The sequence below is a fragment of the Janthinobacterium sp. 35 genome, assembly GCF_002754575.1.
In the GTDB taxonomy this organism is placed as follows: Bacteria; Pseudomonadota; Gammaproteobacteria; order Burkholderiales; family Burkholderiaceae_D; genus Janthinobacterium; species Janthinobacterium tructae.
In genome coordinates, this window is the sequence record NZ_PEFN01000001.1 from 5,442,603 (window position 1) to 5,466,777 (window position 24,175).

The window sequence follows — 24,175 nt, forward strand, 5'->3', positions numbered from 1 at the left end:
ATCAGGGTGGGTGCTGTATAATGAGAGAAAAGTACTTAACTAGCTGTTTTAACTGAATAAAGACCCAATATCACATGCTATCTACAGCAAACATTACGATGCAGTTTGGCGCCAAGCCATTGTTTGAGAATATCTCCGTCAAGTTCGGCGACGGCAACCGCTATGGCTTGATCGGCGCGAACGGCTGCGGCAAGTCGACGTTCATGAAGATCCTGGGCGGCGACCTGGACCCATCCGGCGGCAATGTCATGCTCGATACCAACGAGCGCCTGGGCAAGCTGCGCCAGGATCAGTTCGCGTTTGAAGACATGCGCGTGCTCGACGTGGTCATGATGGGCCACACGGAAATGTGGGCCGCCATCCAGCAACGCGACGCGATCTACGCGAACCCGGAAGCGACCGACGACGACTACATGCAGGCGGCCGATCTGGAAGGCAAAGTGTCCGAATACGACGGCTACACGGCCGAATCGCGCGCGGGCGAACTGCTGCTGGGCGCCGGTGTCGCCATCGAGCTGCATCAAGGCCCGATGAGCAACGTCTCGCCAGGCTGGAAGCTGCGCGTGCTGCTGGCGCAGGCGCTGTTCTCGAATCCGGACATCCTGCTGCTCGACGAGCCGACGAATAACCTGGACATCAACACGATTCGCTGGCTGGAAGACGTGCTCAACGAGCGCAATTCCACCATGATCATCATTTCCCATGATCGCCACTTCCTGAATCAGGTCTGCACCCACGTGGCCGACATGGACTACGGCACCCTGAAGATTTACCCGGGCAACTACGACGAATACATGTTCGCCTCGACCCAGGCGCGCAACCAGCAACTGGCCAACAACGCGAAAGCGAAAGACAAGGTTGCCGAGCTGCAGGAATTCGTGCGCCGCTTTGCCGCCAACAAGTCGAAGGCGCGCCAGGCGACATCGCGTGCCAAGCAGATCGAAAAAATCAAGGTCGACGACATCAAGCCATCGTCGCGCGCCTATCCGTTCGTGCGTTTCGACGGCGAAAAGAAATTGCACCGCCTGGCCGTGGAAGTCGAGAATATCTCGAAAGGCTTTGACCGCCAGCTGTTCAAGAATTTCAGCATCATGGTCGAAGCGGGCGAGCGCATCGCCATCATCGGCGCCAACGGCGCCGGCAAGACCACCATGCTGCGTTGCATCGCGGGCGACATCGCCGGCCTGCAGCCGGACCAGGGCCGCGTGAAGTGGGCGGAAAACGCCAACGTCGGCTACATGCCGCAAGATCCGACGGAAGATTTCGCCAAGGACACGAACCTGACCGACTGGATCGGCCAGTGGACGAAAGAGGGCGACGATGACCAGGCCGTGCGCTCCATCCTGGGCCGCCTGCTGTTCGGCGGCGACGATGTGAAAAAGGCCGTCAAGGTACTGTCCGGTGGTGAAAAGGGCCGCATGATGTACGGCAAGCTGATGCTGGGCCGCCACAACGTGCTGATGCTCGATGAGCCGACCAACCACATGGACATGGAATCGATCGAGTCGCTGAACATCGCGCTGGAAAAATACGCGGGCACCCTGATCTTCGTCTCGCATGACCGCGAATTCGTGTCTTCGCTGGCCAACCGCATCATCGAGATCAAGGAAGACGGCATTGTCGATTACAACGGCAATTATGAAGATTACTTGAAGAGCCAGGGTATCGATTAATTTATAGGCTAACGTTGCGTCGGATTACGCGCTGTGCGCTAATCCGACCTACGTCAGGGTGAGTTGCCCCGGTAGGTCGCGTAGGTCGGATTAGCGGGGCCGCCGAGGCGCAGCGTAATCCGACACTGCAAGCCAGCGTTGCCAGCCACCAGCCCCACACCGACGCGCCGCGGTCCTTTCGTTCCGGCGCACCAGCTTCATTGCGTTCGTGCCGGTCTATCCCGTTTTCGTTTGACACAGCCATGCAAACTTTAGCCATCAAATCCGTCGAGTATGAACATCCACAAGACGGCGCCAGCTGCACTGCCCACGCCTGGGCACGCACGCCAGCGACGCCTTCCCCGGCTGAAAAAGCCGAACTGATCACGCGCATCAAGCGCTTGCTGATCGAGCGCGAAGCCGTGCTCGTTGCCCACTATTACGTTGATGCTGACCTGCAAGACCTGGCCGAAGCCACGGGCGGCTGCGTCTCCGACTCGCTGGAGATGGCCCGTTTCGGGCGCGACCATCCGGCCAAGACCCTGGTCGTGGCCGGCGTGCGCTTCATGGGCGAAACGGCGAAGATTCTCAGTCCCGAGAAAACCGTCTTGATGCCCGATCTCGACGCGACCTGTTCGCTCGACCTCGGTTGCCCGGTGGACGAATTCACGGCCTTTTGCGACGCCCATCCGGACCGCACGGTGGTGGTCTACGCCAACACCAGCGCGGCCGTCAAAGCGCGCGCCGACTGGATGGTGACATCGTCCATCGGCCTCGACATCGTTGCCCACCTGCACGCGCAGGGCAAGAAAATCCTCTGGGCACCGGATAAACACCTGGGCGGGTATATTCAAAAGGAAACGGGCGCCGACATGCTGCTGTGGCAGGGTAGTTGCCTCGTGCATGACGAATTCAAGGGCATCGAACTCGATTTGCTCAAGGAAGAGTATCCGCAAGCCAAGGTGCTCGTGCATCCCGAGTCGCCCGCGAACGTGGTGGCGCTGGCCGACATGGTCGGTTCCACGTCGCAAATGATTGCGGCAGCGCAAACCATGGACACGGACACGTTTATTGTCGCCACCGACAACGGCATCCTGCACAAGATGCGCGCGGCCGCACCGGGCAAGCGCTTCATCGAAGCGCCCACGGCCGGCAACAGCGCCACCTGCAAAAGCTGCGCGCACTGCCCGTGGATGGCCATGAACGGCTTGCTGAACCTGGCGCAAACGCTGGAAAACATGCACAACGAAATCCACGTCGATCCTGCCGTCGGCCAGTTGGCCGTGCGTTCGATCAATCGCATGCTCGACTTCGCCGCCGCCAAGAAGGCGGGCCTCAAGCCGGGCGCGGACCTGGCAAAAGAAACCACATTGTTCCAAGGAATCGGTCCAGCATGAGTACCCTCGTCAATTCTTTCGCTCCCTTTGACCCCGCCCTGGCGCGCGCGTTCGAAGGCAATCTGCTGGCCGCCTTGCTGGAAGACGTGGGCCAGTGCGACCTGACGGGCGAACTGGTGCCGCCCGACCACATCGTCACGGCGCGCGTCATCGTGCGCGAAGCGGCCGTGCTGTGCGGCGCGCCGTGGTTCGAAGGCATCATGAAGAGCCTGGACCGCAGCATCGATATCGTTTGGCATTACGCCGAAGGCGACATGATGACGGCCGACAGCGTCGTCTGCACGATACAGGCGCCGGCGCGCGCCTTGCTCACGGCCGAGCGCAGCGCCCTCAATTTCCTGCAACTGCTGTCGGCGGTGGCCACGGCCACGCGCCGGTATGTCGATGTGGTGGCGGGCACCAAGGCGTCCATTTTAGATACGCGCAAGACCTTGCCGGGCCTGCGCCTGGCGCAAAAGTATGCGGTACGCGTCGGTGGCGGCAAGAACCAGCGCCTGGCCCTGTACGACGGTATCTTGATCAAGGAAAACCATATCGCGGCTGCGGGTGGCGTCAGCCAGGCCCTGGAAAACGCGCGCAACCTCGATGCGGGCGTGCCCGTGCAGATCGAGGTGGAAACCCTGGCGCAATTGCGCGAAGCGCTCGATGCGGGCGCCGTCTCGGTGCTGCTGGATAACTTCAGCAACGACATGCTGCGCGATGCCGTGGCCCTCACCAATGGCCGCGCCTTGCTCGAGGCGTCGGGTGGCATCCATGCCGACACCGTGCGGGCGATTGCCGAAACGGGCGTGGACCGCATCTCGATCGGCAGCTTGACCAAGGATGTGCGGGCCACCGATTACTCCTTGCGCATCGTCGGCTGATGCGAAAAACCGGGCCGCGCCTGCTGGCCCTGGCGCTGCTGTGGCCCGTGCTGCTTGTGCCATCGCAGGCGCCAGCCCGGGAACTGCTGGCCGTGGGCGCACCGTTCGAGCGCGTGTTCGAGTACCAGGAGAGCGGCGAATATGGCGGACTGGGCGCCGAATTGCTGCGCCTGATGGCGGCGCGCACGGGTAACACCGTGCGTTTTCGCATGGTGCCGTGGGCGCGCGCGCAAGCCATGCTGGTGCAGGGCCAGGCCGATATCCTGATCGGCCCCTACAAGACGTCCGAGCGCATCGCCAGCATGGGGTTTTCCGACAAGCCGTTTTACCAGGACCAGATGGTCTTTTATACGCGTCAGGACGCCAGCTTTGGCTGGGATGGCGACTACAGCGTGCTGAAGAACCGCAGGGTGGTGCTGCTCAACGGCTGGGCGTATGGCGCGGAATGGGAGCGCGTGCGGCCCGGCTTGCAGGTCAGCGTCGCCAACAATGTGGAAAATGGCTTGAAGATGCTGGTGCACAATCACGTCGATGTGTTCGTCAGCAACCGCCGCAATACCGACCCCGTGATCGCCCGCCTTGGCTATGCTCGCCAGGTGAAACCTTTGCCCAAGGTCATCGAAGTACAGAATGGCTATTTCGCCTTTCCCCGCTCACCGACTTTCGACAAGCTGCGCCTGCAGTTCGATCAGGAATTGAATAACCTGATCGATACGGGCGAGTTGAAACGGCTGGGCAAGCGCTACGACGTCGGCGTGCCCTGAGCGCATGCCGCCAGACCAGGCGGCATGCTGGCTTTGCCTGCATTACAGCTGGCGCGCCTCAAACGTGTTGCACTGGGACATCTGGCCGCTCGCTATGCCCTTGCTGAACCAGCGCACGCGCTGTTCCGAAGTGCCGTGCGTAAATGAGTCGGGCACGACATGGCCTTGCGACTGGCGTTGCAGCGCATCGTCGCCGATGGCCGTGGCCGCTTTCAGTGCCGCTTCCACATCGCCTTGTTCCAGGATCTTGCGGTCGGCGTTCGCGTGGAATGCCCAGACGCCGGCAAAGCAGTCGGCTTGCAATTCCAGGCGCACGGACATGGCGTTGGCCTGGCGCTCCGATTGCGTGCGGCGCGCCTTGTCGACCTTTTCGGACAAGCCCAGCAGGTTTTGCACGTGGTGGCCCACTTCATGCGCGATCACATACGCTTGCGCAAATTCGCCCGACACCTTGAAGCGCTGCTGCATCAGATTGAAGAAATCGAGGTCCAGGTAGACTTTCTGGTCGCCAGGGCAATAGAAGGGGCCGCTGGCGCTCTGGCCCGTGCCGCAGGCTGTGGGGATGCTGCCCGAAAACAGCGCCAGCTTGGGTTGCACATAGGTGCCCCCTTCGGCCTTGAACAGGGCGCCCCACGTGTCTTCCGTATCGGCCAGCACGGTTTTCACGAAGCGGGCCATCTCATCCGATTCAGGCGGCTGGCGCGCCGGCGACTGGCTTTGCTGGGTGCTGACCTGGCCGCCACCGCCGCTGAGCAGATTCAGCAAGGTCAGGGGATTGACGCCCAGCACATATGAGCCGACGAGGGCGATGACGATGGTGCCGATGCCGATCGAGCGCCCGCCAAAGCCGAAACCGCCGCCACCGCTTCCACCACCGCCTCCTTCGCCACGGTGGTCTTCCACATTGTCGCTTTCGCGATTGCCTTCCCATTTCATGATCTTTACTCCTGCTGCGATTGCGCGATTGATTGGTGACGCCTCAACATGCTGCTTGAGGGGAATCTTGTTATTATCGCAGTAAACCGCGCCGCGACAGGGGCGACAATGTTACGCTTTGCAACTTTCCAACCACATCACAACAGGTGCACCATGGTGCTTGCCAACGATACACGCATTTCGCCCACGGCGGTGGTTCAGGCCCAACTGGACGCCTACAACGCGCACGACGTGCCCGCCCTGCTGGCCATCTATGCCGATGATGCGCAGCAATTCCAGCACCCGGATACCTTGCTGGCCACGGGCAGCGCGCAGATCGGTCCCCGTTTCACGGCGCGTTTCGCTGCCAGTCGGCCGCAGGCGCAGTTGCTCAACCGCATCGCTTGCGGCAAGCTGGTGATCGATCATGAAATCGTGCATGGCGACACGCCGGGCGGTGTTTCCGCGCAAGAACTGGTGGCGACGTATGAGGTGGAGCGGGGCCGCATCAGCCGCGCCTGGTTCAGCTTTGGCACTTTGACCAGCTTGCGCGTGGCGCTGCCGGCCGATGTGCCCGCCATGAATGCACTGATCGCCCGTTCCGGCGTGGCATTGAGCGCGGGCTTTTATACGCAGGAACAGGCCGAGGCCGTGACGCGCCACGTATTTGGCGTCGATACGCAGCTCGTTGCCGACCGGACGTATTTCGTCATCGAGCGCGACGGCGCCATGCTGGCCTGCGGCGGCTGGAGCCAGCGCGCCACCCTGTACGGCGCCGACCGCGCCAAGAGCGGGCCGGACCCGCTGCTCGACCCGGCCAGCCAGCCTGGCCGCATCCGCGCCTTTTTTGTCGAGCCAGGCGCCGCGCGCCAGGGCCTGGGCAGCATGCTGATGCGCCATTGCGAACGCCAGGCGCTGGCCGCCGGTTTTACGGCACTGGAACTGGCTGCCACCTTGCCCGGCGTGCCGCTGTACCTGGCCAGCGGTTTTGCCGTCACGGAAGATTTTCACCTGGACTTGCCCGATGACATCAAACTGCCGCTGGCGCGCATGCACAAGCGGCTGTAAGGCAGCTTACCAGGGCAGCGGGGCCTTTTCCCCATTGGCGCGCTCGCCGTAGTACAAGGATGGCAGGAAACGCGACAGATAGGTAAATTCGCTGTAGCAATGGCGCAGCAGGTTCAGGCCCAGCACGTCGGGCACGTCGCGCACGGGATCGAGGCTGTTGCGTCCCAGCAGGAAGCGGCTGCGCAGCACGCAACCCGTGGGCGTGTCGCGCGTCAAATGCAGCATTTCGCCGTCGAGCGGGTCGCCCTGCGGGTCCAGTTGCACGTGCTCGCCAAAGCCGATGCGCGCGCAGATGGCGGCCGACAGGGCGCCGCTGTCCTTGGCCAGTTGCAGTTGCGCCGGATCAAATACTTCTTTCGGATCATGGAACTTCAGCTTGGCTTTCACGGGTGGAATGTCGCCCAAGGACTCCACCGCCTCGATCGAGGCGCCGTAATAACTCTCTCCCTTTTTCCATGCACTGTTCCAGCCGTGATGGGCCACATGATCGTGCGGATGCCACCATTTGATGTGCTGCGTCGTCTCGAAAAACGTAAACCACCAGTCCAGCATGCGGCCACTACAGCCGTGCAGTTCCGTGCGCGCCGCCACCAGCAGGCAACCGTCGTCCAGGCGCGTAACGCCCGTTTCCAGGTGCAGGGGAAACGGGTCGAGCAAGTCGCCCGTGTTGGTGATGCTCCATGGGAATTCAATAGGCTGCGTCATGTCGTTCTCCTTTGTTGGGGGTGAGACAATTATATATTAAAGAAACGCGTGACGTTTCCAAAATATGTTTCAGTGTAGAATTGCCCATCGATCAAGACGGGAGTCGGCATGCTGGATGAAGAAAGCAATACAGAGAGCAAGGCTGTGCGTGGACGGGGCCGTCCGGCGCGTCCGCCCGAGGAAGCGCGCGAGGCGGCCGTGCAGGCGGCCACCTGGCTGCTGCTGCACGAAGGCTATGCGGCCACGACCATGGAAGCGGTGGCGCGCCACGCGGGCATGGCCAAGAAGTCGCTGTATCAATATGCGGCCAATCGCGAGGAACTGGTCGCCCTGGTGGTGCGCGGCTGGACGGACGCATTTTTGCCGGCCATGGCGCACGATGCGGTCGTGCCCGGCGAAGTGTTGCCATTATTGAAGGAGATCTTGCAGGCGATGGCGGCGCGCGTGCTGACGGCGGACGCCGTCGGCCTGTTCCGTTTGCTGTGCACGGAGTTTCCCGCGCGCGCGGATTTGCTGGCCGTGTATCAGCGCAACGGCATCGAGCGGGGCACCGCGCTGCTGGCCGAGTGGTTGCAGCGCCAGGCAGCGCGGGGCCACGTGGTGCTCGGCGACGCGTCGGAACTGGCCGGCTTGCTGCTGGCCATGGTGATTGCCGAGCCGCTGCGGGAGATGGCGCTGGGGCAGCTGGCGCCCGTGCCGGCCTGGGATGCGGCGGCGCGCATCGATGCGGCGCTGCGATTGCTGGGCGGATCGTCGTTCAAGGTGGCTGGTGTTTCAGCGCTTCGCGGTAGCTGAGCGGCGATAGTTGCTGGCGGTGCTGCGTAGCAAAAGCGAGCACTTCTGCCGGCGCATGGCGCGCGTAATCGCGCAGGGCCCAGCCGATGGCCTTGCGGATGAAAAACTCGTCTTCATGCGCCAGCGCCAGCGCCGCGTCGAACAGCCAGCCGGCATCCGTGTCGGCGCGCCAGCCCAGCTGGTGCAGCATGGCGATGCGGCGCAGCCAGAAATCTTCGTGCTGCAAGGCCGGGAGCATATGCGCATGGCCATCGCCGCCGCGCCGCAGTTCCGCTTGCAGCACGTCGCCGACGATGCCCGCCATGCCGTCGACGCTGTCCCACCAGGCGCGCTGGCGCGCCAGGCCGAGCAGGGCGGGGAGGTGTTCGACGCGCAGCTGGCGCCTGTGCAGGGCCAGCATGTCGAGCGCCACGTGCTGGTATTCGCGCTGCGGCTGCTGCCACAGCAGTTGTGCATGTTCCAGCAGCACATCGGCATCGATGCCTTTCAAGCCCGCCAGCAAGCCCCTGGCGGCCAGGCGCCGCTGCGGTGCCGCCACGCCCAGGAACACGAACTGGTCGCGCATATAGGCTTGCATGGGCGCCGCACGGGTGGGGTTGGCGACTGTTTCGAGTGCTATCCTTAATTCTTCATGTAGATTCATCGCATCTCGCTTTTTTCAGGCGTAAAAAAAGCGCCCCCAGGGAGCGCTCTTGTCCAGCCATCCAAACGGCTGATAGAAGCGTAGCGAGCGGCAGCGATTTGTGGCCGAGACGCGCAACCGTACGAAAGTACGGGGCCGCCGAGGCGGTGAGCATCGTAGGCCGCAAAGCGCGACGCGCAGTAGCTTATATCAGGCGTTTTTACTGGACTTTTGCCTTCTTCATCAGTTCGTCGCGGTAAGCGGCGAGTTTCTTCTGTTGCAGCGACTCGGCCACTTGGCCCTTGACTTCTTCCAGTGACGGCAGCTTCGTCGGACGGGTTTCTTCCAGCTTGATCACGTGGAAGCCGAATTGCGATTGCACCGGCGTTTGCGTGACCTGGCCTGGTTTCAGGGCCACCATGGCGTCGGAGAATGGCTTCACGTACGAAGCTGGGCTAGCCCAGTCCAGGTCGCCGCCATTGGCTGCGGAACCGTCTTTCGATACTTTCGCCAGTTCTTCGAACTTGGCGCCGCCTTTCAGCTTGGCGATGATGTCTTTCGCTTCCGCTTCGGTGGCCACCAGGATGTGGCGTGCATGGTATTCCTTGTCGCCAGCTTGTGCCTTGAACTTGTCGTACTCGGCCTTGATTTCAGCGTCCTTGACAGGGTTCTTCTTGACGTAGTCGGCCAGCAGGGCATTGATGATGATGCTTTGACGGGCATTGTCGATCTGCGACTTGACTTCCGCACGCGTGCCGTAGCCTTGCTTGTCGGCTTCCTGGATCAGCACTTCACGGCCGATCAGGTCTTTTTTGATGGCTTCGCGCAATTGCGGCGAATCGGCTTGCTTGCCTTGGGCGACGACTTGCTTGACGACCTGGTCAACGCGCGACGATGGGATGGCCTTGCCATTTACGGTGGCGACGTTTTGCGCGAAGGCAGGGATCGCGACGACGGCGACCAGGGCTAAGATCAGGCGGGCTGGCTTCAAAATCATGTTTATTCCTAATAAGTATACAAAAACCGGTACAAAAGATCGCAACTGTCGCGCAGTGCGCATTCAGGCGCAGAATACACGACCGGCGCCGAAAAGGGCGCCGGGGAGTCAGTTCTTACTGAACTTTTGCTTTTTTGATCATTTCTTCCTGATACGCTTGCAGTTTCTTTTGCTGCAGCGCTTCGGCGATCTGTGGCTTGACTTCTTCCAGGGTCGGCAGCTTGGCCGCGCGGGTGTCGTCCAGCTTGATCACGTGAAAACCGTTAGGCGTTTGCACCGCAGTGTCGGTGACCTGGCCTTTTTGCAGTTTCACGAAGGCGTCGGAGAACACTTTCGGGAACGACGATGGGGCTGCCCAGTCCAGGTCGCCGCCATTGTCGGCCGAACCGGCATCTTTCGATTGCTTGGCCAGGTCTTCGAACTTGGCGCCGGCTTTCAGCTTGGCGATGATGTCTTTCGCTTCGGCTTCGGTGGCCACCAGGATGTGGCGCACGTGGTATTCCTTGTCGCCCGTCTGGGCTACGAACTTGTCGTATTCTGCCTTGATTTCAGCGTCGTTGACGGGGTTCTTTTTCAGGTAGTCGCCGACCAGGGCGTTGATGACGATAGCCTGGCGTGCGTTCTCGATTTGCTGCTTGACGGCTGCATCTTTACCGAAACCTTTGTTTTCCGCTTCTTGCATCAGCACTTCACGGCCGATCAAGTCCTTCTTGATCATTTCGCGCAATTGCGGCGAATCCGGTTGCTGGCCTTGGGCGACGACTTGCTTGACGACTGCATCAACGCGCGACGATGGGATAGGCTTGCCATTAACAACGGCAACATTTTGCGCAAAAACAGGTACCGCGACAACGGCGAGTAGTGCGATCAGCAAGCGGGCTGGCTTAAAAGTCATTATTAAATCCTGTTAGGGAAAGTTTCGTAAAAAACGCATGGAAAGAAATTGATAACATGGCTCGGGTACACCAAAACACCATCCTTACACTACTTCGGACGGCGCCAGGGCCACAATCGCCAATGCATGTATCTCATTATGCATCATATCGTGCACGGAATCATACACCAGTCGATGGCGCATGACGAGCCTGAGCCCTTCAAATTGACTAGAAATAATGCGTAGATTGTAATGGCCTCCGCCCGAGGCGGCGCCTGCATGGCCCCGGTGGCGCGCCGAGTCGTCTTCCAGCACGCATTCCAGAGGGGAAAGTGCCGTTTCCAGGCGGGTACGAATGCGCTGCATGCGCGTTGTCGTGTCGTTCGTCATCATGCGTCTTCCTTGATATGTTTGGCGAGGAACAGGGTTTGCAGCACGATGAAGGCAAAGAAGATGCCCGTCGCGCCAAACGCTTTAAAACTGACCCAGGCGGCCATGTCACCCTTGTACAGCACGAAGGCGACGAACAAATTCAGTGCGCCGATGGCGCCAAAGAAAATGATCCATGCCGCCAGCAACTGGTTCCAGACGGCATCAGGCAATTGCACTTGTGCTTCCATGGTCTTGCGGATCAGGTTTTTCTTGAAGCCCACATGGGCGATCAGCAGGGCCAGGCCGGACAGCCAGTAGATCAGGGTCGGCTTCCATTTCAGAAAGAAATCGTCATGCAGGTAAATGCTGGCGCCGCCGAACACGACAAAGATGAACAGCGACAGCCACAGCATGCCGTCCACCTTGCGCCCGCGCAGCAGCAGATAGCTGACCTGGCAGGCGGTGGCGACGATGCCGACCAGGGTGGCGAGTATCCATGGCGCCTGGTCAGCCTTGATCAGGCCGCCAGACACGAAGCCGGACAAATATTGCTGCACGAAATCGTGCGTAGCCGCTTCATACATGCCGCCCAGTTTGAAGGCGGCGAAGAAGGCGATCAGGGGGAATAGGTCGAATAGAAATTTCATGGCGAGACTTTACACTGGTCTTATTAAAATCATCTTAGGAATGGCTTAGGAGCAACCGTGGCGCTCCCAAGCTATACCGGTGTCTCAAGGCTGCGGATCGAAGCGCAAGGAAGCCGAATTGATGCAATAGCGCAAGCCGGTCGGCGGCGGGCCGTCCGGGAAGACGTGGCCCAGGTGGGCGTCGCAAACGGCGCAGACGATTTCCGTGCGCAGCATGCCGTGGGTACGGTCGACAATCTCCGTCACGTTGGCCGGGTCCAGCGCCTGGAAATAGCTGGGCCAGCCGCAGCCGGAATCGAACTTCGTGTCCGAGGCAAATAACGGCGTGTTGCAGCAGACGCAGGTGTAGACACCGTGTTCGTGGTGGTCCCAGAACTTGCCCGTGAAGGCCCGTTCCGTGGCCGCGTGGCGCGTGACTTCGTATTGCATGGAATCGAGCATGGCGCGCCATTCGGCGTCGGTTTTCTTGACTTTATTGGTGGTCATAATGACTCCTCAGGATGAGCAACTGACTTCAAGGTGGCTGGCCCAGTCGGGCGGCAGGGCCGCATAGTGCTGGTGTTCGGGCTGTTCGTCAAATGGCTTTTGCAGTATTTCCAGCAATTTCGCCACTTCCGTGTAGTCCTGCTGCTGGGCTTTTTCGATGGCCACTTGCGCCAGGTAGTTGCGCAGCACGTATTTCGGGTTGACGCCGTTCATGGCCGCTTGCCGTTCGGCATCGACGCTGTGCTCCTGCGACAGGCGCGCACGGTATTGCGCCGCCCACGTATCGAAGGCGGGGCGGTCGATGAACAGGTCGCGCAGCGCCGTGTCGTGCTCTGGGGCGGCCACCTGCAGTGTCGCCAGGGCGCGGAAAAAGTTGGTGAAATCGACGTGATTGGCTTGCATCAGCGCAAACATGCTGTCGAATAGCGCCGTATCGTCGTCCTGGATGGTCTGTAAACCCAGCTTGGCGCGCAGCAAGGCATTCATCTTCTCCGCAAAGGCGGGTTGGTAGCTGTCCAGCGCCGCCTGCGCCAGTTCCACTTCGCCGATCAGCGGCAGCAGGGCCTGGCCCAGCGCATAGCAATTCCAGTGGCCCACCTGCGGCTGGTTGGCGTAGGAATAGCGGCCCTGCTGGTCCGTATGGTTGCAGATGTGTTCCGTGTCAAACGCTTCCATGAAGCCGAACGGGCCGTAATCGAGGGTCAGGCCCAGGATCGACATATTGTCCGTATTCATCACGCCATGCATGAAGCCCACGGCTTGCCAGTGCGCGATCATGTGCGCCGTGCGCACGCACACTTCGGCCAGCAAGGCTTGATACGGATTTGCCGCAGCGCGCAAATGGGGATAAAAGCTGTCAATGACGTAATCGGCAAGGATTTTCAGCTCGTCCGGCTTCTTGCGGTAAAACCAGTGCTCGAACGAGCCGAAGCGCACGAAACTGGGCGCCATGCGCGTGACGACAGCGGCCGTCTCGACCGTTTCGCGCATGATGCCTTGCTGCGACCCCATGATGGACAGCGCGCGCGAGGTGGGAATGCCCAGCGCCGCCATGGCTTCCGAGCACAGGAATTCGCGGATGGACGAGCGCAGCACGGCGCGTCCGTCGCCCATGCGCGAATACGGCGTGGCGCCGGCGCCTTTCAGCTGCAGCTCCATCGGGCCGTGTTCGGTGGCGATATCGCCCAGCAAGATGGCGCGGCCATCGCCCAGCTGGCCGGCCCAGACGCCGAACTGGTGGCCCGAATACACGGCCGACAGGGGCAGCGAGCGCTCGGCGACGGTATTGCCGATCAGCAGCTCCACATAATCGGCTTGCGCCAGGCGCGCGGCATCGAGTCCGATCAGGCTTGCCGCCGGCGCGCTGGCGGCGACAAAGTAGGGCGCGGGCAGGGGCGTGGGCATCAGCCGCGTATAGAACGCGGGCGGCAATGTCGCAAAGGCATTGTCCAGTGGTAAGGTATGAGCGGTGATGGCGATTCCATTCAAGTAGATGCGCCGGCAAGGTGCGCCAGGCTGGAACACGATTTTACCGCACGGCGCGAAGGTCCGTACCGGACGCCGGCACTGCAAAAAACGGAATCGAAAATTCCATGCTGCATTGCAATATCGAAATGCGTTGACGATTTCCGCACGACCGTACGAAACTAAGGAAAATCTTTAAATTCCTACAATAACCGAGTAGCCAGCCCAGGAGACACGATGTCGGCATTTCCCTTGAGTCCAGTGATGGGCCAGATGATGAATCAGCCCCTGCTGATTTCCAGCATTATCGAGTTTGCAGCGCGTCATTATGCAGGCAGCGAAATCATTTCGCGGCGGGTGGAGGGCGATATGCACCGCTACACCTACCGCGATTGCCACCAGCGCGCGCGCCGCCTGGCCAATGCCCTGCATGGCCTCGGCGTCGGCATGGGCGACCGGGTTGCCACGCTGGCCTGGAATGGCTACCGCCACCTGGAAGCCTACTATGCCGTGTCCGGCTCGGGTGCCGTGCTGCACACCATCAATCCGCGCCTGTTTCCCGACCAGATCGCCTATATCTCGAATCACGCGGAAGATCAGGTCTTGCTGTTCGATTTAACTTTCCTGCCCGTGGTGGAGAAAATCGCCGCCGACTGCACCTTCGTGCGCCATTTTGTGCTGATGTGCGACCGCGAGCGCATGCCGGCCAGCAGCAGCATCCCCGACCTGCTGTGCTATGAAGACTTGATCGCCACGCATTCCGACGATTACACCTGGCCCCTGTTCGATGAAAACGCGGCCGCCACCCTGTGTTACACCTCGGGCACGACGGGCAACCCCAAGGGCGCCCTGTATTCGCACCGCTCCACCGTGCTGCACGCGTATGCGTCGGCCATGCCCAGCGGCCTGAACGTGCGCGCTTCCGACACGGTGCTGCCCGTCGTGCCCATGTTCCACGTGAATGCCTGGGGCTTGCCGTATTCCGTGCCCCTGTCCGGCGCGCGCATGGTCTTTCCCGGCGCGGCGCTCGATGGCAAGTCGCTGTACGAGCTGTTCGAGGCGGAAAAAGTAACGTTCTCGGCCGGCGTGCCCACCGTCTGGCTGGGGCTGCTGAATCACGCCTTGCAGAACAACTTGAAATTTTCCACTTTCCGCCGCACGGTGATCGGCGGCGCGGCTTGCCCGCCGGCCATGATGGATACCCTGATCGACAAGTTCGACGTGGAAGTCATCCACGCCTGGGGCATGACGGAAATGTCGCCGCTGGGCACGGCGGGAGGCTTGCAGACCAAGCACCTGGACTTGCCGAAGGACGAACAGCGCAAGATCCTGCAAAAGCAGGGCCATGCGATCTACGGCGTGGACATGAAGATCGTCGACGACGACGGCAAGGAATTGCCGTGGGATGGCGTCGCCTATGGCCATTTGCTGGTGAAAGGGCCGTGGATCATCTCGTCGTACTACAAGAACGAGGGCGGCGACGTGCTGCAGGATGGCTGGTTCCCCACGGGCGATGTGGCCACCATCGACGCGGATGGCTACATGCAGATCACCGACCGCAGCAAGGACGTGATCAAGTCGGGCGGCGAGTGGATCGGCACCATCGACCTGGAAAACCTGGCCATGGCCCATCCGGCCGTGCTGCAAGCGGCCTGCATCGGCGTATTCCACCCGAAATGGGATGAGCGGCCCGTGCTGGTGGTGGTGCTACGTCCCGGCATGACGGTCACGCGCGAGGTTTTGTTGCAGTTCTTCGAGGGCAAGATCGCCAAGTGGTGGACGCCGGACGACGTGCTGTTCATCGACGCCTTGCCCATGGGCGCCACGGGCAAGATCCAGAAGAACAAGCTGCGCGAGCAGTTCAAGGGCCACCAGTTGCCCGGCATGTAATCGAGGTGGCGCGCAAGGAGGGGGGGCGCTGTTGTACCATGATGGCCGGTACCGTCACTGCGCGCCGCGACAAAAAATAATACGATCGTTCTTTTATGCGGTATAGTGAAGCTTCATCCCTTGCAACTACTTCATCGCCAAGTAAACACCAATACACCAGTAAGGAAGAGACATGAGTGCTGAATATCAAGTGAACGGCGCCGTTGCCGTCATTACCCTCGCCAATCCGCCCGTCAATGGACTGGGCCTGGCTACGCGCACGGCCGCCGTGGCCGGCATCCGCCAGGCGCTGGCGGACGAGGCCGTCAAAGCAATCGTCATCGCGGGCGCCGGCAAGGCCTTTTCGGGCGGCGCCGACATCAAGGAATTCAATTCGCCCAAGGCGCTCACGGAACCGACCCTGCACACCCTGATCAACGTCGTCGAGCAATCGACCAAGCCGGTGGTGGCGGCAATCCACAGCGTTTGCATGGGCGGTGGCCTGGAGCTGGCGCTGGGCTGCAACTACCGCGTGGCCGCGCCGGGCGCGCAGATGGCCTTGCCGGAAGTCAAGCTCGGCATCTTGCCGGGCGCGGGCGGCACACAGCGCCTGCCGCGCGTGCTGGGCCTGGAAATGGCCCTCAACATGATCGTCTCGGGCACGCCCGTGGCGTCAGAGAAATTGGCCGGCACGGCCCTGTTCGACGAAGTCATCGCCCCCGGCGCCGACTTGTTGCAAGCCGCCGTGGCCTTCGCCACGAAAGTGGCCGATGTGCGCCCGCTGCCGAAGGTGCGCGAGCGCAAGGTCGATTACCCGAACCATGAAGCGTTCCTGCAGTTTTCGCGCAATACGGTCAAAGCCATGTCCGGCCCGTTCCCTGCACCGCTGAAATGCGTCGATGCCGTAGCGGCCGCCGTGACGATGAAGTTCGACGATGGCTTGAAGTACGAGCGCGAGCTGTTCATGCAGCTGGTGCAGTCGCCCGAGTCGAAAGCCTTGCGCCACGCCTTCTTTGCCGAACGCATCGCCAGCAAGGTGCCCGACGTGCCGGCCGATACCCCCGTGCGCAGCATCGCCAGCGCCGCCATCGTGGGCGCCGGCACCATGGGCGGCGGCATCGCCATGAACTTCGCCAACGCGGGCATCCCCGTGATGCTGCTGGAAACCAAACAGGAAGCGCTGGACAAGGGCCTGGCCACCATCCGCAAGAATTACGAAAACACGGTGAAAAAAGGCAAGCTCACGCAAGAGAAGGCCGAGCAGCGCATCGCGCTCGTTTCCGGCACGCTGGCGTATGCCGACATCGCGCAAGCCGACATCGTCATCGAAGCCGTCTTCGAAGAGCTGGGCGTGAAGGAAACCGTGTTCAGGCAGCTCGATGCCGTCATGAAACCGGGCGCCATCCTCGCCTCGAACACGTCCACGTTGGACCTGGACAAGATCGCCGCGTTCACCCAGCGCCCGCAAGACGTGATCGGCACGCATTTTTTCAGCCCGGCGAACGTCATGAAACTGCTGGAAATCGTCCGTGGCAAGGAAACGGGAAAGGATGTGCTGGCCACGGCGCTGGCGCTGTCGAAAAAACTGAAAAAGACGGGCGTCGTCTCGGGCGTGTGCGACGGTTTCATCGGCAACCGCATGATCGAGCAATACAGCCGGCAAGCCGGTTTCCTGCTGGAAGAAGGTTGCTTGCCGGAGCAAGTCGACAAGGCTGTGGAGAAATTCGGCTTCGCCATGGGCCCGTTCCGCATGGGCGACCTGGCCGGCAATGACATCGGCTGGGCCATCCGCAAGCGCCGCGCTGTGGAAAAACCGGAAGTGACGTATTCGAAGACGGCCGATTTGCTGTGCGAACTCGGTCGCTACGGCCAGAAGACAGGCGCCGGCTGGTATGACTACAAGGCGGGCGACCGCAAGGCGTATCCGTCCGAGCAGGTGAACGCCATGATAGTGCAGCACTGCGCCGACATCGGCGTGGCGCGGCGCAAGATCAGCGACCAGGAAATCGTCGAACGGCTCGTGTATGCGCTGGTCAACGAGGGCGCGCGCATCCTCGAAGAGGGCATCGCCCTGCGCGCGTCGGATATCGACATGGTGTATCTGACGGGCTACGGCTTCCCGCTGTTCCGTGGCGGCCCCATGTTCTATGCCGATACGGTCGGCTTGCCGAACGTGCTCGATTCGATTGCCGGCTACGCGAAAGGCCGCCACGGCGAAGCGTGGACGCCTGCGCCGCTGCTGGTGAAACTGGCGGGCGAGGGCAAGGGTTTCAATAGCTAATCCGGCGCTACCGTTGACGCCCGATGTTGTCGGATTACGCGCGGCTTCGCCACGCTAATCCGACCTACTGAGTAAGTCGGCGTAGGTCGGATTAGCGGCGGTACGCCGCGTAATCCGACGCCACTACTTCTTCTTCGCCACCATCTTGACCGCCTCGTTGACGATGACGGGGTTGTCTTTCTGGATGTAGTAGCCGGCGCCCGTGATGCGCTCGATGGCTGGCGCGCCGGACAGGCGCTGCCAGTCCTTTTCCTGGGCCCGCACCACGTTTTCAAACGAGCCCATTTCCTCGATGCCGAACTTGTCGCGCACCAGCAGCATGGCGGGCACGCGCAGGGGGCTGCGCATGTCGACGTGCTGCAGGCATTGCGTCTGGGCATCGAATTCGGCCGATTCCGTACTGTTGAACATGAGTTTGCGCCGCGTCTTCACGAGCATGGCGTAGGTGGACGCGTCCGTTTGCAGGCGGTTCCATTGCTGCGGGTGCGTGGGGTCGAGCAAGACCAGGCCGGCCACGTCTTGCGGGTACAGCCTGGCATACACATACTGGTACAGCCCGCCCAAACCATGACCGACCAGCACATACGGCGGTTTCAGACCCGCTTGCGTCAGCAGGGCGCGCTGCTGGGCTGCGATGGTGCACGGGTCGCGCGGCGTGGTGGTTTTTTTGCTGTCGCCGTAGCCGGGACGGTCGTAGACGAGCACGCGGTGCTGCCTGGCCACTTCGGGCACCACCTTGGCCCACACATCCTTGCCGTCGCCCATGCCGGACTGGAACACCACGGGCAAGCCGCCCTGGCCACTCAAGGCATAGGCGATGCTGGCGTCGGGCAGGGCGGCCGTGGCGGGCACGCCCGGCGTGACCGGGGTCGATGGCAACAGAGAGCAGCCTGCCAGCAGCAAGCCGGCGCTGGAGAGGAGCATGGTGCGCGCGGGGCGGCCGACGAATAGATGATGCATGAATCTCCTTCTTGATGCAGGGACCGGTATGGCGTGCCAGCCATTATAGGCAAATCGCAAGGAAGTGGAAACGTTGAACAGAGGCCGATTTCCCGTGCTGTCAGCCGGCGTCGGCGCGATGGCAGACGGCTTCGATGCGGTTGCCGTCCGGATCGAACAGGAAGGCCGCGTAATAGCTGGCGTGATAGTGGCGCAGGCCGGGCGCGCCCAGGTCGATGCCGCCGTGCGCCAGGCCCGCATGCCAGAACGCTTCCACGGCTGCGCGCGAGGCGGCCTTGAAGCAGCAGTGGCGGCGCGGTGCGTCGTCGGGCCTGGGGCCCAGGCGCACGGAAAAATAGCTGCGTTCGGGGTGCTCGGCATCGCTGCGCTCGCCGTAGCCTATCCAGGCATGGGCATGGTCGCTGCCCACCTTGGGCACGCCCAGCGCGGCGAAGATGGCATCGTAGAAGCGCTCGGCGCGCTCCAGGTCGGCAACGGTAAGGGAAACGTGATCGAGCATGGGCATTCCACTGTAAAAACAAGGACCGCCATAGCATAGCCCGGATCAGGATGGCCGTGGGCCGAAGTAACCGAGTGACACCGGCGGTGGCCGACTGCCGGTTAAGGCCGGCTGGCGAGCCGGGCGACGATACTGCGGCTCATCAGCTGCACGCGGGGCGCGAACAGCATCACGGCGCAGAAGGCCACGGGCCAGGCGGCAAAAAACGCATGGCGCCAGCGGGGCAGGAAGTCCGCCTGCAGGCCGATATTGAGCCAGGTGACCCAAGCGCTCATCAGCAGGGTCATCACCAGCGACATCAGGAAGGCAAACGTGCAGCGCAGGCGCAGGGCATCGGACATGGCGTGCTTTCAACAGAGTGGAAAGATGCCAGCGTAACGACTTGCAGCAATCTATACTAGAGCCATATTTTTAATTTCAAATTCCAAAAATGCAATCATGCTTGATGATTTAGCCTTATTTGTCGCCATCGTCGAGGCGGGCAGCCTGCATGCGGCGGCCGTCAAGGAAGACTTGCCCGCCGCTACCGTCACGCGCCGGCTGCAAAAGCTGGAAAGCCAGCTCGGCTACCGCTTGCTCAACCGCAGCGCGCGCCGCTTGCAGCCGACGGCGGAAGGCTGGCAATACTACGAGCAGTGCCGTCCCCTGGTGCACGCCTTGCGGCAAGCGACGCAGCAGCTCGACGCCAGCCTGTCGGCCGTCTCGGGCAGTATCCGCGTGCTGGCGCCCGTGAATTTCGCCAGCGGCTTGCTGACGCCCGCCTGGGTCAGCTTCATGCAGCAGTACCCGGATATCCGCCTGGAGCTGGAACTGTCGAACCTGCTGCAAGACCTGGTGGGCAGCGGCGCCGACCTGGCCATCCGCGTGGGCGCGCTCGACGATTCTTCGCTGATGCAGCGCCGGCTGGGCAGCGCCGCGCTGGTGATGGTGGCGGCGCCCGCCTACCTGGCGCGCGCCGGCGTGCCACGCGACTTGCAGGAGCTGGAAAAGCACGAGCTGATCGTGGCCGAACCGCTGCGCAGCTGGCGTTTGCGGCGTCCCGGCGATGGCGCCGAAATGCTGATCGAACCGCAGGCGCGCCTGCGCGTCAATGAAATGCGCCTGGCCGTGGAGATGGCCGACGCGGGCATCGGCATCTTGCTGTGTCCGCTGCTGCAGTGCCGCGACGAAGTGGCGCGTGGTTCGCTGGTGCGCGTGCTGCCCGACTGGATGCCGCAGCCGCGCCATGTGTACGCCGTCTGGACGCAGCGGCGCTATCTGCCGGCCCGCGTGCGCGTGCTGCTGGAGCACCTGGCGGCGTTTGCGGCGGGCAATCCGCTGTTGAACGACGCGTTGGACGGGCAGGGCGCCACACTGCCCTGATCCTTTCTACTCAGTAATACCGAGCGCTTGTACTTTTCGTCAAGATCGCGTTAAGATAAAGCTTGCTCGCTTATCCAGTGGGCAATCTGGTGTTTTTGTGCGCAATTTCGTCCCTATCCATGAGAGTAGCAATGAAATATCTGATCGTTCCCTTCTTGCTGGCCATGAGTGGCTGTGAAGTCTTGTATGACGCGAACCGGGACAAGATCGGTGAGTATTGCAATAGCCTCAATAATTTTGACGACCGCAATGCCTGCCGCAAGCGCAACCAGACCAGCTACCAGGAATATGTGCAGCAGCGCGACCAGGTGAAACAGGGCACCAAGTAAGCTCGCCGCCTACGCCGTATAAAAAACAAACGCCGCTGACCAGTCAGCGGCGTTTTGCATTGCAGGCCCCGGCATTGCGGCCGGGGATTGCACCGGATCAGTCGTCAGCGTAGATATTGTTATCTTTCGTTTCCTTGACGAACAGGGTGCCGATCACGACAGTCGCCAGGGCGACAACGATCGGATACCACAGGCCGTAATAGATGTCGCCCTTGAAGGCCACCAGCGCGAAGGCCGTGGTCGGCAGCAAGCCGCCGAACCAGCCGTTACCGATGTGGTAGGGCAGGGACATCGAGGTGTAACGTATACGCGTCGGGAACATTTCCACCAGCATGGCGGCGATCGGGCCATACACCATGGTCACATACAGCACCAGGATGAACAGCAGCAAGACCACCATCGGCTTGTTGATCTGGTCCGGATCGGCTTTCGCAGGGTAGCCCGCTTCCTTGATGCCTGCGCCGATTTCTTTCTTCAGCGCCGCTTCGCGGGTCTTGCTTTCGGCATCGAAGTTCAGGCCGTCGGCCGTCATGACTGCGTTAAACGAGGAAAACTCCTTCGTGCCGATGCGCACCTTGGCGATTGAGCCGGCCGGTGCATCTTCCTTCGTGTAGTTCACCGAGCTGTTCGACAGGAAGCCCGTGGCGATGTCGCACGACGATGGGAACTTCTTGGTGCCGGTCATGTTGAACTGGAAGTGGCAGGAAGCCGGATCGGCCACCACCACCACTGGCGAGTTCTTCAGTGCAGCTTCCAGCGCCGGGTTGGCGAAGTGGGTCAGGCCGCTGAAGATCGGGAAGTAGGTCAGGGCGGCGATCAGGCAGCCGCCGAGGATGATGTACTTGCGGCCGATGCGGTCCGACAGGCTGCCGAAGAACAGGAAGAACGGCGTGGCCAGCAGCAGGGCGACGGCGACCAGCACGTTGGCCGTTGCCAGGTCCACTTTCAGAGTCTGGATCATGAAGAACAGGGCGTAGAACTGGCCCGTGTACCAGACGACGGCCTGGCCGGCGGTCAGGCCGATCAGGGCCAGGATGACGATCTTCAGGTTTTTCCACTTGCCGAACGCTTCCGTCAGCGGCGCTTTCGAGGTCTTGCCCTCGGCTTTCATCTTGGAAAACGCAGGCGATTCGTTCATGGCCAGGCGGATCCAGACGGAAATACCCAGCAGGATGACGGAGACCAGGAAGGGAATGCGCCAGCCCCAGGCCTCGAAATCCTTCTCGCCGGTCGCCAGGCGGGTGCCCAGGATGACCATCAGCGACAGGAAGAAGCCCAGGGTTGCCGTCGTCTGTATCCACGCCGTGAATGCGCCGCGCTTGCCTTCAGGCGCGTGCTCGGCCACATAGGTGGCTGCGCCGCCGTATTCGCCGCCCAGTGCCAGGCCTTGCAGGATGCGCAGGATGACGAGGATGATCGGCGCGGCGATGCCGATGGAGGCATGGCCCGGCAGCAAGCCGACGATGAAGGTGGAGCCGCCCATGATCAAAATCGTGATCAGGAAAGTGTACTTGCGGCCGATCATGTCGCCCAGGCGGCCGAAGACCAGCGCGCCGAACGGACGCACGATGAAGCCGGCGGCAAAGGCCAGCAGCGCGAAGATGAAGGTGGTGGTGGGGTCGCCGATGAAAAATTGCTTGGCGATGATGGAAGCGAGCGAACCGTACAGATAAAAATCGTACCATTCAAAGACGGTGCCGAGCGAGGATGCAAAGATGACCTTGCGTTCCTCAGGTGTAATCGGCGTTCCCTTGGTGGAAAATTTCCGTACGTCGGCCGAGCCGGATGGTGTTGCCATGGTTTGTCTCCCTATGTTTTATAGTGAACCATTGCCGAGGTCTTTTTGACCATTCTTGCAACAGCTGGAGCCGAGTGTGTTCTCCGAACCTTACGTCATGCTTGCTTGAAACTTACACCAGGCTTACAAATTGCCATCCGCCAGAACTTTGCGAACGACCGTACTTAAATGTGCTATTCTCGTTCCGTAGATACCATCATTGACCATATAACATTCCCACAAGGAGACACAGCATGAATGAAGCCGTCATCGTATCGACCGCCCGCACGGGCCTTGCCAAGTCCTGGAAGGGCGCGTTCAACATGACGCACGGCGCCACCCTGGGCGGCCACGTGCTGGCCGCCGCCATCGAGCGCGCGCGCATCGAGGCGGAGGAAGTGGAAGACGTGCTGGTCGGTTGCGCCTTCCCCGAAGGCGCCACGGGCGGCAACATCGCGCGCCAGGTCGCCTTGCGCGCAAGCTGCCCCGTCACGACGGCCGGCATGACCGTCAACCGCTTTTGTTCCTCGGGCTTGCAGGCCATCGCCCTTGCGGCCCAGCGCATCATCGCCGGCGAAGGCGATATCTATGCGGCGGGCGGCGTGGAATTGATTTCCTGCGTGCAAAACGAAATGAATACGCATATGTACCGCGACGTCTGGCTGCAGCAGCACAAGCCGGAAGTGTACTGGCCCATGCTGCAGACGGCTGAAACCGTGGCCAAGCGCTACCAGATTTCGCGCGAGCGCCAGGATGTGTATGGCGCGCAAAGCCAACAGCGCGCAGCAAGCGCCCAGGCCGCCGGCCTGTTCGACGCGGAAATCGTGCCGATGACCACCATCATGGGCGTGGCCGACAAGGCCAGCGGCATGCTGGTGTCGCGCGAAGTGACGATCTCCAGCGACGAAGGCATCCGCTTTGATACCACCTACGAAGGCGTAGCCAAGATCCGTTCCGCCATGCCCGGTGGCGTCATCAGCGCCGGCAATGCCAGCCAGTTTTCCGACGGCGCTTCGATGGCCATCGTCATGAATGCGAAAGTGGCCGAAGCAAAAGGCTTGCAGCCGCTGGGCATCTTCCGCGGCTTCGCCGTGGCCGGCTGTGAACCCGATGAAATGGGCATCGGCCCCGTCTACGCGATTCCGAAACTGCTGAAAAAGGCGGGCTTGACGGTGGCTGACATCGGCCTGTGGGAACTCAACGAAGCGTTTGCCGTGCAAGTGCTGTATTGCGCCGACACCCTGGGCATCCCCATGGAGCGCCTGAATGTGAACGGTGGCGCGATTGCCGTTGGCCATCCGTACGGCGTGTCGGGCGCGCGCCTGACGGGCCACGCCTTGATCGAAGGCAAGCGCCGCGGCGTCAAATACGTGGTGGTGACCATGTGCATCGGCGGCGGGCAGGGTGCGGCCGGGCTGTTCGAAGTCGTCTAGTCTGGCGTGGTGGCGTGCGTGCTGCAGAGTGGGCCGATAGCGGT

General features: G+C 61.6%; 24 protein-coding genes. 11 read left to right on the forward strand and 13 right to left on the reverse strand.

The window, feature by feature from the left end; all coding sequences use genetic code 11:
• Nucleotides 1-74 precede the first annotated feature (74 nt).
• The 4 genes from CLU93_RS24240 to CLU93_RS24255 all read left to right on the forward strand — a co-directional run bounded on the left by CLU93_RS24240 (nucleotide 75) and on the right by CLU93_RS24255 (nucleotide 4,676).
• Nucleotides 75-1,673, forward strand: coding sequence for an ABC-F family ATPase (locus tag CLU93_RS24240; RefSeq protein ID WP_099763667.1), 1,599 nt, complete (start codon nucleotides 75-77; stop codon nucleotides 1,671-1,673).
• Nucleotides 1,674-1,915: 242 nt separating this feature from the next.
• A complete protein-coding gene (gene nadA, locus CLU93_RS24245; protein WP_099763668.1) occupies nucleotides 1,916-3,049 on the forward strand; it encodes a quinolinate synthase NadA in 1,134 nt (377 codons plus the stop codon).
• Complete coding sequence (gene nadC, locus CLU93_RS24250) at nucleotides 3,046-3,912, forward strand: carboxylating nicotinate-nucleotide diphosphorylase (RefSeq protein ID WP_099763669.1); 867 nt, start codon at nucleotides 3,046-3,048, stop codon at nucleotides 3,910-3,912. The genes nadA and nadC overlap by 4 nt, the downstream gene beginning before the upstream one ends.
• Entirely contained in the window at nucleotides 3,912-4,676 is a 765-nt protein-coding gene (locus tag CLU93_RS24255) for a substrate-binding periplasmic protein (protein WP_099763670.1), read from the forward strand. The genes nadC and CLU93_RS24255 overlap by 1 nt, the downstream gene beginning before the upstream one ends.
• A gap of 42 nt (nucleotides 4,677-4,718) precedes the next feature.
• Here the strand turns inward: CLU93_RS24255 and ypfJ are convergent, their stop codons facing one another.
• Nucleotides 4,719-5,612, reverse strand: coding sequence for a KPN_02809 family neutral zinc metallopeptidase (gene ypfJ, locus CLU93_RS24260; protein WP_099763671.1), 894 nt, complete (start codon nucleotides 5,610-5,612; stop codon nucleotides 4,719-4,721).
• A gap of 153 nt (nucleotides 5,613-5,765) precedes the next feature.
• On the opposite strand from ypfJ, the gene CLU93_RS28695 reads away from it, so the two are divergent.
• Nucleotides 5,766-6,659, forward strand: a complete 894-nt coding sequence (locus CLU93_RS28695; protein ID WP_180287931.1) for a GNAT family N-acetyltransferase — start codon at nucleotides 5,766-5,768, stop codon at nucleotides 6,657-6,659.
• A 6-nt stretch (nucleotides 6,660-6,665) separates the two neighbouring features.
• Here the strand turns inward: CLU93_RS28695 and CLU93_RS24270 are convergent, their stop codons facing one another.
• Nucleotides 6,666-7,364: a DAPG hydrolase family protein gene (locus CLU93_RS24270; RefSeq protein WP_099763673.1), complete on the reverse strand. Its 699-nt coding sequence runs from the start codon at nucleotides 7,362-7,364 to the stop codon at nucleotides 6,666-6,668.
• A gap of 108 nt (nucleotides 7,365-7,472) precedes the next feature.
• Between CLU93_RS24270 and CLU93_RS24275 the strand changes: the two genes are divergently transcribed.
• On the forward strand, nucleotides 7,473-8,159 hold the full coding sequence (locus tag CLU93_RS24275) for a TetR/AcrR family transcriptional regulator (RefSeq protein WP_099763674.1): 687 nt from the start codon (nucleotides 7,473-7,475) through the stop codon (nucleotides 8,157-8,159).
• Here the strand turns inward: CLU93_RS24275 and CLU93_RS24280 are convergent.
• From CLU93_RS24280 to CLU93_RS24310, 7 genes are all read right to left on the reverse strand, one after another.
• On the reverse strand, nucleotides 8,122-8,736 hold the full coding sequence (locus tag CLU93_RS24280; RefSeq protein WP_257225080.1) for a DNA alkylation repair protein: 615 nt from the start codon (nucleotides 8,734-8,736) through the stop codon (nucleotides 8,122-8,124). The genes CLU93_RS24275 and CLU93_RS24280 overlap by 38 nt on opposite strands.
• Nucleotides 8,737-9,001: 265 nt before the next feature.
• On the reverse strand, nucleotides 9,002-9,778 hold the full coding sequence (locus tag CLU93_RS24285) for a peptidylprolyl isomerase (protein WP_099763676.1): 777 nt from the start codon (nucleotides 9,776-9,778) through the stop codon (nucleotides 9,002-9,004).
• Nucleotides 9,779-9,893: 115 nt separating this feature from the next.
• The gene (locus tag CLU93_RS24290; RefSeq protein WP_099763677.1) at nucleotides 9,894-10,673 is read right to left on the reverse strand and encodes a peptidylprolyl isomerase; all 780 of its coding nucleotides are present in this window, start codon (nucleotides 10,671-10,673) and stop codon (nucleotides 9,894-9,896) included.
• Nucleotides 10,674-10,757: 84 nt separating this feature from the next.
• Entirely contained in the window at nucleotides 10,758-11,045 is a 288-nt protein-coding gene (locus tag CLU93_RS24295; protein ID WP_099763678.1) for a BolA family protein, read from the reverse strand.
• Nucleotides 11,042-11,671 (reverse strand): septation protein A, encoded by a 630-nt coding sequence (locus CLU93_RS24300; RefSeq protein WP_099763679.1) that lies wholly within the window; start codon nucleotides 11,669-11,671, stop codon nucleotides 11,042-11,044. Before CLU93_RS24300 ends, CLU93_RS24295 begins: the two co-directional genes overlap by 4 nt.
• A gap of 84 nt (nucleotides 11,672-11,755) precedes the next feature.
• Nucleotides 11,756-12,157: a peptide-methionine (R)-S-oxide reductase MsrB gene (msrB, locus tag CLU93_RS24305; protein ID WP_099763680.1), complete on the reverse strand. Its 402-nt coding sequence runs from the start codon at nucleotides 12,155-12,157 to the stop codon at nucleotides 11,756-11,758.
• Nucleotides 12,158-12,166: 9 nt separating this feature from the next.
• Nucleotides 12,167-13,645, reverse strand: coding sequence for a protein adenylyltransferase SelO (locus CLU93_RS24310; RefSeq protein WP_099763681.1), 1,479 nt, complete (start codon nucleotides 13,643-13,645; stop codon nucleotides 12,167-12,169).
• A 213-nt stretch (nucleotides 13,646-13,858) separates the two neighbouring features.
• Here CLU93_RS24310 and CLU93_RS24315 point away from each other — a divergent pair, with 213 nt between their 5' ends.
• Nucleotides 13,859-15,511: a 3-(methylthio)propionyl-CoA ligase gene (locus CLU93_RS24315; protein WP_099763682.1), complete on the forward strand. Its 1,653-nt coding sequence runs from the start codon at nucleotides 13,859-13,861 to the stop codon at nucleotides 15,509-15,511.
• Nucleotides 15,512-15,683: 172 nt separating this feature from the next.
• Nucleotides 15,684-17,771, forward strand: coding sequence for a 3-hydroxyacyl-CoA dehydrogenase NAD-binding domain-containing protein (locus CLU93_RS24320; RefSeq protein WP_099763683.1), 2,088 nt, complete (start codon nucleotides 15,684-15,686; stop codon nucleotides 17,769-17,771).
• A 123-nt stretch (nucleotides 17,772-17,894) separates the two neighbouring features.
• Here CLU93_RS24320 and CLU93_RS24325 read toward each other — a convergent pair whose 3' ends face one another.
• The 3 genes from CLU93_RS24325 to CLU93_RS24335 all read right to left on the reverse strand — a co-directional run bounded on the left by CLU93_RS24325 (nucleotide 17,895) and on the right by CLU93_RS24335 (nucleotide 19,571).
• Nucleotides 17,895-18,731 (reverse strand): alpha/beta fold hydrolase, encoded by an 837-nt coding sequence (locus CLU93_RS24325; RefSeq protein WP_099763684.1) that lies wholly within the window; start codon nucleotides 18,729-18,731, stop codon nucleotides 17,895-17,897.
• Between the two features lie 100 nt (nucleotides 18,732-18,831).
• A complete protein-coding gene (locus CLU93_RS24330; protein ID WP_207781011.1) occupies nucleotides 18,832-19,236 on the reverse strand; it encodes a VOC family protein in 405 nt (134 codons plus the stop codon).
• Nucleotides 19,237-19,331: 95 nt separating this feature from the next.
• Complete coding sequence (locus tag CLU93_RS24335) at nucleotides 19,332-19,571, reverse strand: DUF2798 domain-containing protein (protein ID WP_071077234.1); 240 nt, start codon at nucleotides 19,569-19,571, stop codon at nucleotides 19,332-19,334.
• Between the two features lie 97 nt (nucleotides 19,572-19,668).
• Here CLU93_RS24335 and CLU93_RS24340 point away from each other — a divergent pair, with 97 nt between their 5' ends.
• Both CLU93_RS24340 and CLU93_RS24345 read left to right on the forward strand, forming a co-directional pair.
• A complete protein-coding gene (locus tag CLU93_RS24340) occupies nucleotides 19,669-20,592 on the forward strand; it encodes a LysR family transcriptional regulator (RefSeq protein WP_099763686.1) in 924 nt (307 codons plus the stop codon).
• A gap of 131 nt (nucleotides 20,593-20,723) precedes the next feature.
• On the forward strand, nucleotides 20,724-20,921 hold the full coding sequence (locus CLU93_RS24345; RefSeq protein WP_099763687.1) for a hypothetical protein: 198 nt from the start codon (nucleotides 20,724-20,726) through the stop codon (nucleotides 20,919-20,921).
• A gap of 97 nt (nucleotides 20,922-21,018) precedes the next feature.
• Here CLU93_RS24345 and CLU93_RS24350 read toward each other — a convergent pair whose 3' ends face one another.
• Entirely contained in the window at nucleotides 21,019-22,719 is a 1,701-nt protein-coding gene (locus CLU93_RS24350) for an MFS transporter (protein ID WP_099763688.1), read from the reverse strand.
• A 233-nt stretch (nucleotides 22,720-22,952) separates the two neighbouring features.
• On the opposite strand from CLU93_RS24350, the gene CLU93_RS24355 reads away from it, so the two are divergent.
• Entirely contained in the window at nucleotides 22,953-24,131 is a 1,179-nt protein-coding gene (locus CLU93_RS24355; protein ID WP_099763689.1) for an acetyl-CoA C-acyltransferase, read from the forward strand.
• Nucleotides 24,132-24,175 lie beyond the last annotated feature (44 nt).

What these genes read in the sequence shown, in the direction of transcription:
- CLU93_RS24300 (WP_099763679.1), bottom strand. Translation starts at nt 11,671, where the DNA reads ATGAAATTTCTATTCGACCTATTCCCCCTGATCGCCTTCTTCGCCGCC.
- CLU93_RS24280 (WP_257225080.1), bottom strand. Translation starts at nt 8,736, where the DNA reads ATGCAAGCCTATATGCGCGACCAGTTCGTGTTCCTGGGCGTGGCGGCA.
- CLU93_RS24315 (WP_099763682.1), top strand. Translation starts at nt 13,859, where the DNA reads ATGTCGGCATTTCCCTTGAGTCCAGTGATGGGCCAGATGATGAATCAG.
- nadC (WP_099763669.1), top strand. Translation starts at nt 3,046, where the DNA reads ATGAGTACCCTCGTCAATTCTTTCGCTCCCTTTGACCCCGCCCTGGCG.
- nadA (WP_099763668.1), top strand. Translation starts at nt 1,916, where the DNA reads ATGCAAACTTTAGCCATCAAATCCGTCGAGTATGAACATCCACAAGAC.
- CLU93_RS24350 (WP_099763688.1), bottom strand. Translation starts at nt 22,719, where the DNA reads ATGGCAACACCATCCGGCTCGGCCGACGTACGGAAATTTTCCACCAAG.
- CLU93_RS24340 (WP_099763686.1), top strand. Translation starts at nt 19,669, where the DNA reads ATGCTTGATGATTTAGCCTTATTTGTCGCCATCGTCGAGGCGGGCAGC.
- CLU93_RS28695 (WP_180287931.1), top strand. Translation starts at nt 5,766, where the DNA reads ATGGTGCTTGCCAACGATACACGCATTTCGCCCACGGCGGTGGTTCAG.
- CLU93_RS24255 (WP_099763670.1), top strand. Translation starts at nt 3,912, where the DNA reads ATGCGAAAAACCGGGCCGCGCCTGCTGGCCCTGGCGCTGCTGTGGCCC.
- CLU93_RS24240 (WP_099763667.1), top strand. Translation starts at nt 75, where the DNA reads ATGCTATCTACAGCAAACATTACGATGCAGTTTGGCGCCAAGCCATTG.
- CLU93_RS24275 (WP_099763674.1), top strand. Translation starts at nt 7,473, where the DNA reads ATGCTGGATGAAGAAAGCAATACAGAGAGCAAGGCTGTGCGTGGACGG.
- CLU93_RS24355 (WP_099763689.1), top strand. Translation starts at nt 22,953, where the DNA reads ATGAATGAAGCCGTCATCGTATCGACCGCCCGCACGGGCCTTGCCAAG.
- CLU93_RS24295 (WP_099763678.1), bottom strand. Translation starts at nt 11,045, where the DNA reads ATGATGACGAACGACACGACAACGCGCATGCAGCGCATTCGTACCCGC.
- CLU93_RS24330 (WP_207781011.1), bottom strand. Translation starts at nt 19,236, where the DNA reads ATGCCCATGCTCGATCACGTTTCCCTTACCGTTGCCGACCTGGAGCGC.
- CLU93_RS24285 (WP_099763676.1), bottom strand. Translation starts at nt 9,778, where the DNA reads ATGATTTTGAAGCCAGCCCGCCTGATCTTAGCCCTGGTCGCCGTCGTC.
- CLU93_RS24290 (WP_099763677.1), bottom strand. Translation starts at nt 10,673, where the DNA reads ATGACTTTTAAGCCAGCCCGCTTGCTGATCGCACTACTCGCCGTTGTC.
- CLU93_RS24270 (WP_099763673.1), bottom strand. Translation starts at nt 7,364, where the DNA reads ATGACGCAGCCTATTGAATTCCCATGGAGCATCACCAACACGGGCGAC.
- CLU93_RS24325 (WP_099763684.1), bottom strand. Translation starts at nt 18,731, where the DNA reads ATGCATCATCTATTCGTCGGCCGCCCCGCGCGCACCATGCTCCTCTCC.
- CLU93_RS24320 (WP_099763683.1), top strand. Translation starts at nt 15,684, where the DNA reads ATGAGTGCTGAATATCAAGTGAACGGCGCCGTTGCCGTCATTACCCTC.
- CLU93_RS24335 (WP_071077234.1), bottom strand. Translation starts at nt 19,571, where the DNA reads ATGTCCGATGCCCTGCGCCTGCGCTGCACGTTTGCCTTCCTGATGTCG.
- msrB (WP_099763680.1), bottom strand. Translation starts at nt 12,157, where the DNA reads ATGACCACCAATAAAGTCAAGAAAACCGACGCCGAATGGCGCGCCATG.
- CLU93_RS24345 (WP_099763687.1), top strand. Translation starts at nt 20,724, where the DNA reads ATGAAATATCTGATCGTTCCCTTCTTGCTGGCCATGAGTGGCTGTGAA.
- ypfJ (WP_099763671.1), bottom strand. Translation starts at nt 5,612, where the DNA reads ATGAAATGGGAAGGCAATCGCGAAAGCGACAATGTGGAAGACCACCGT.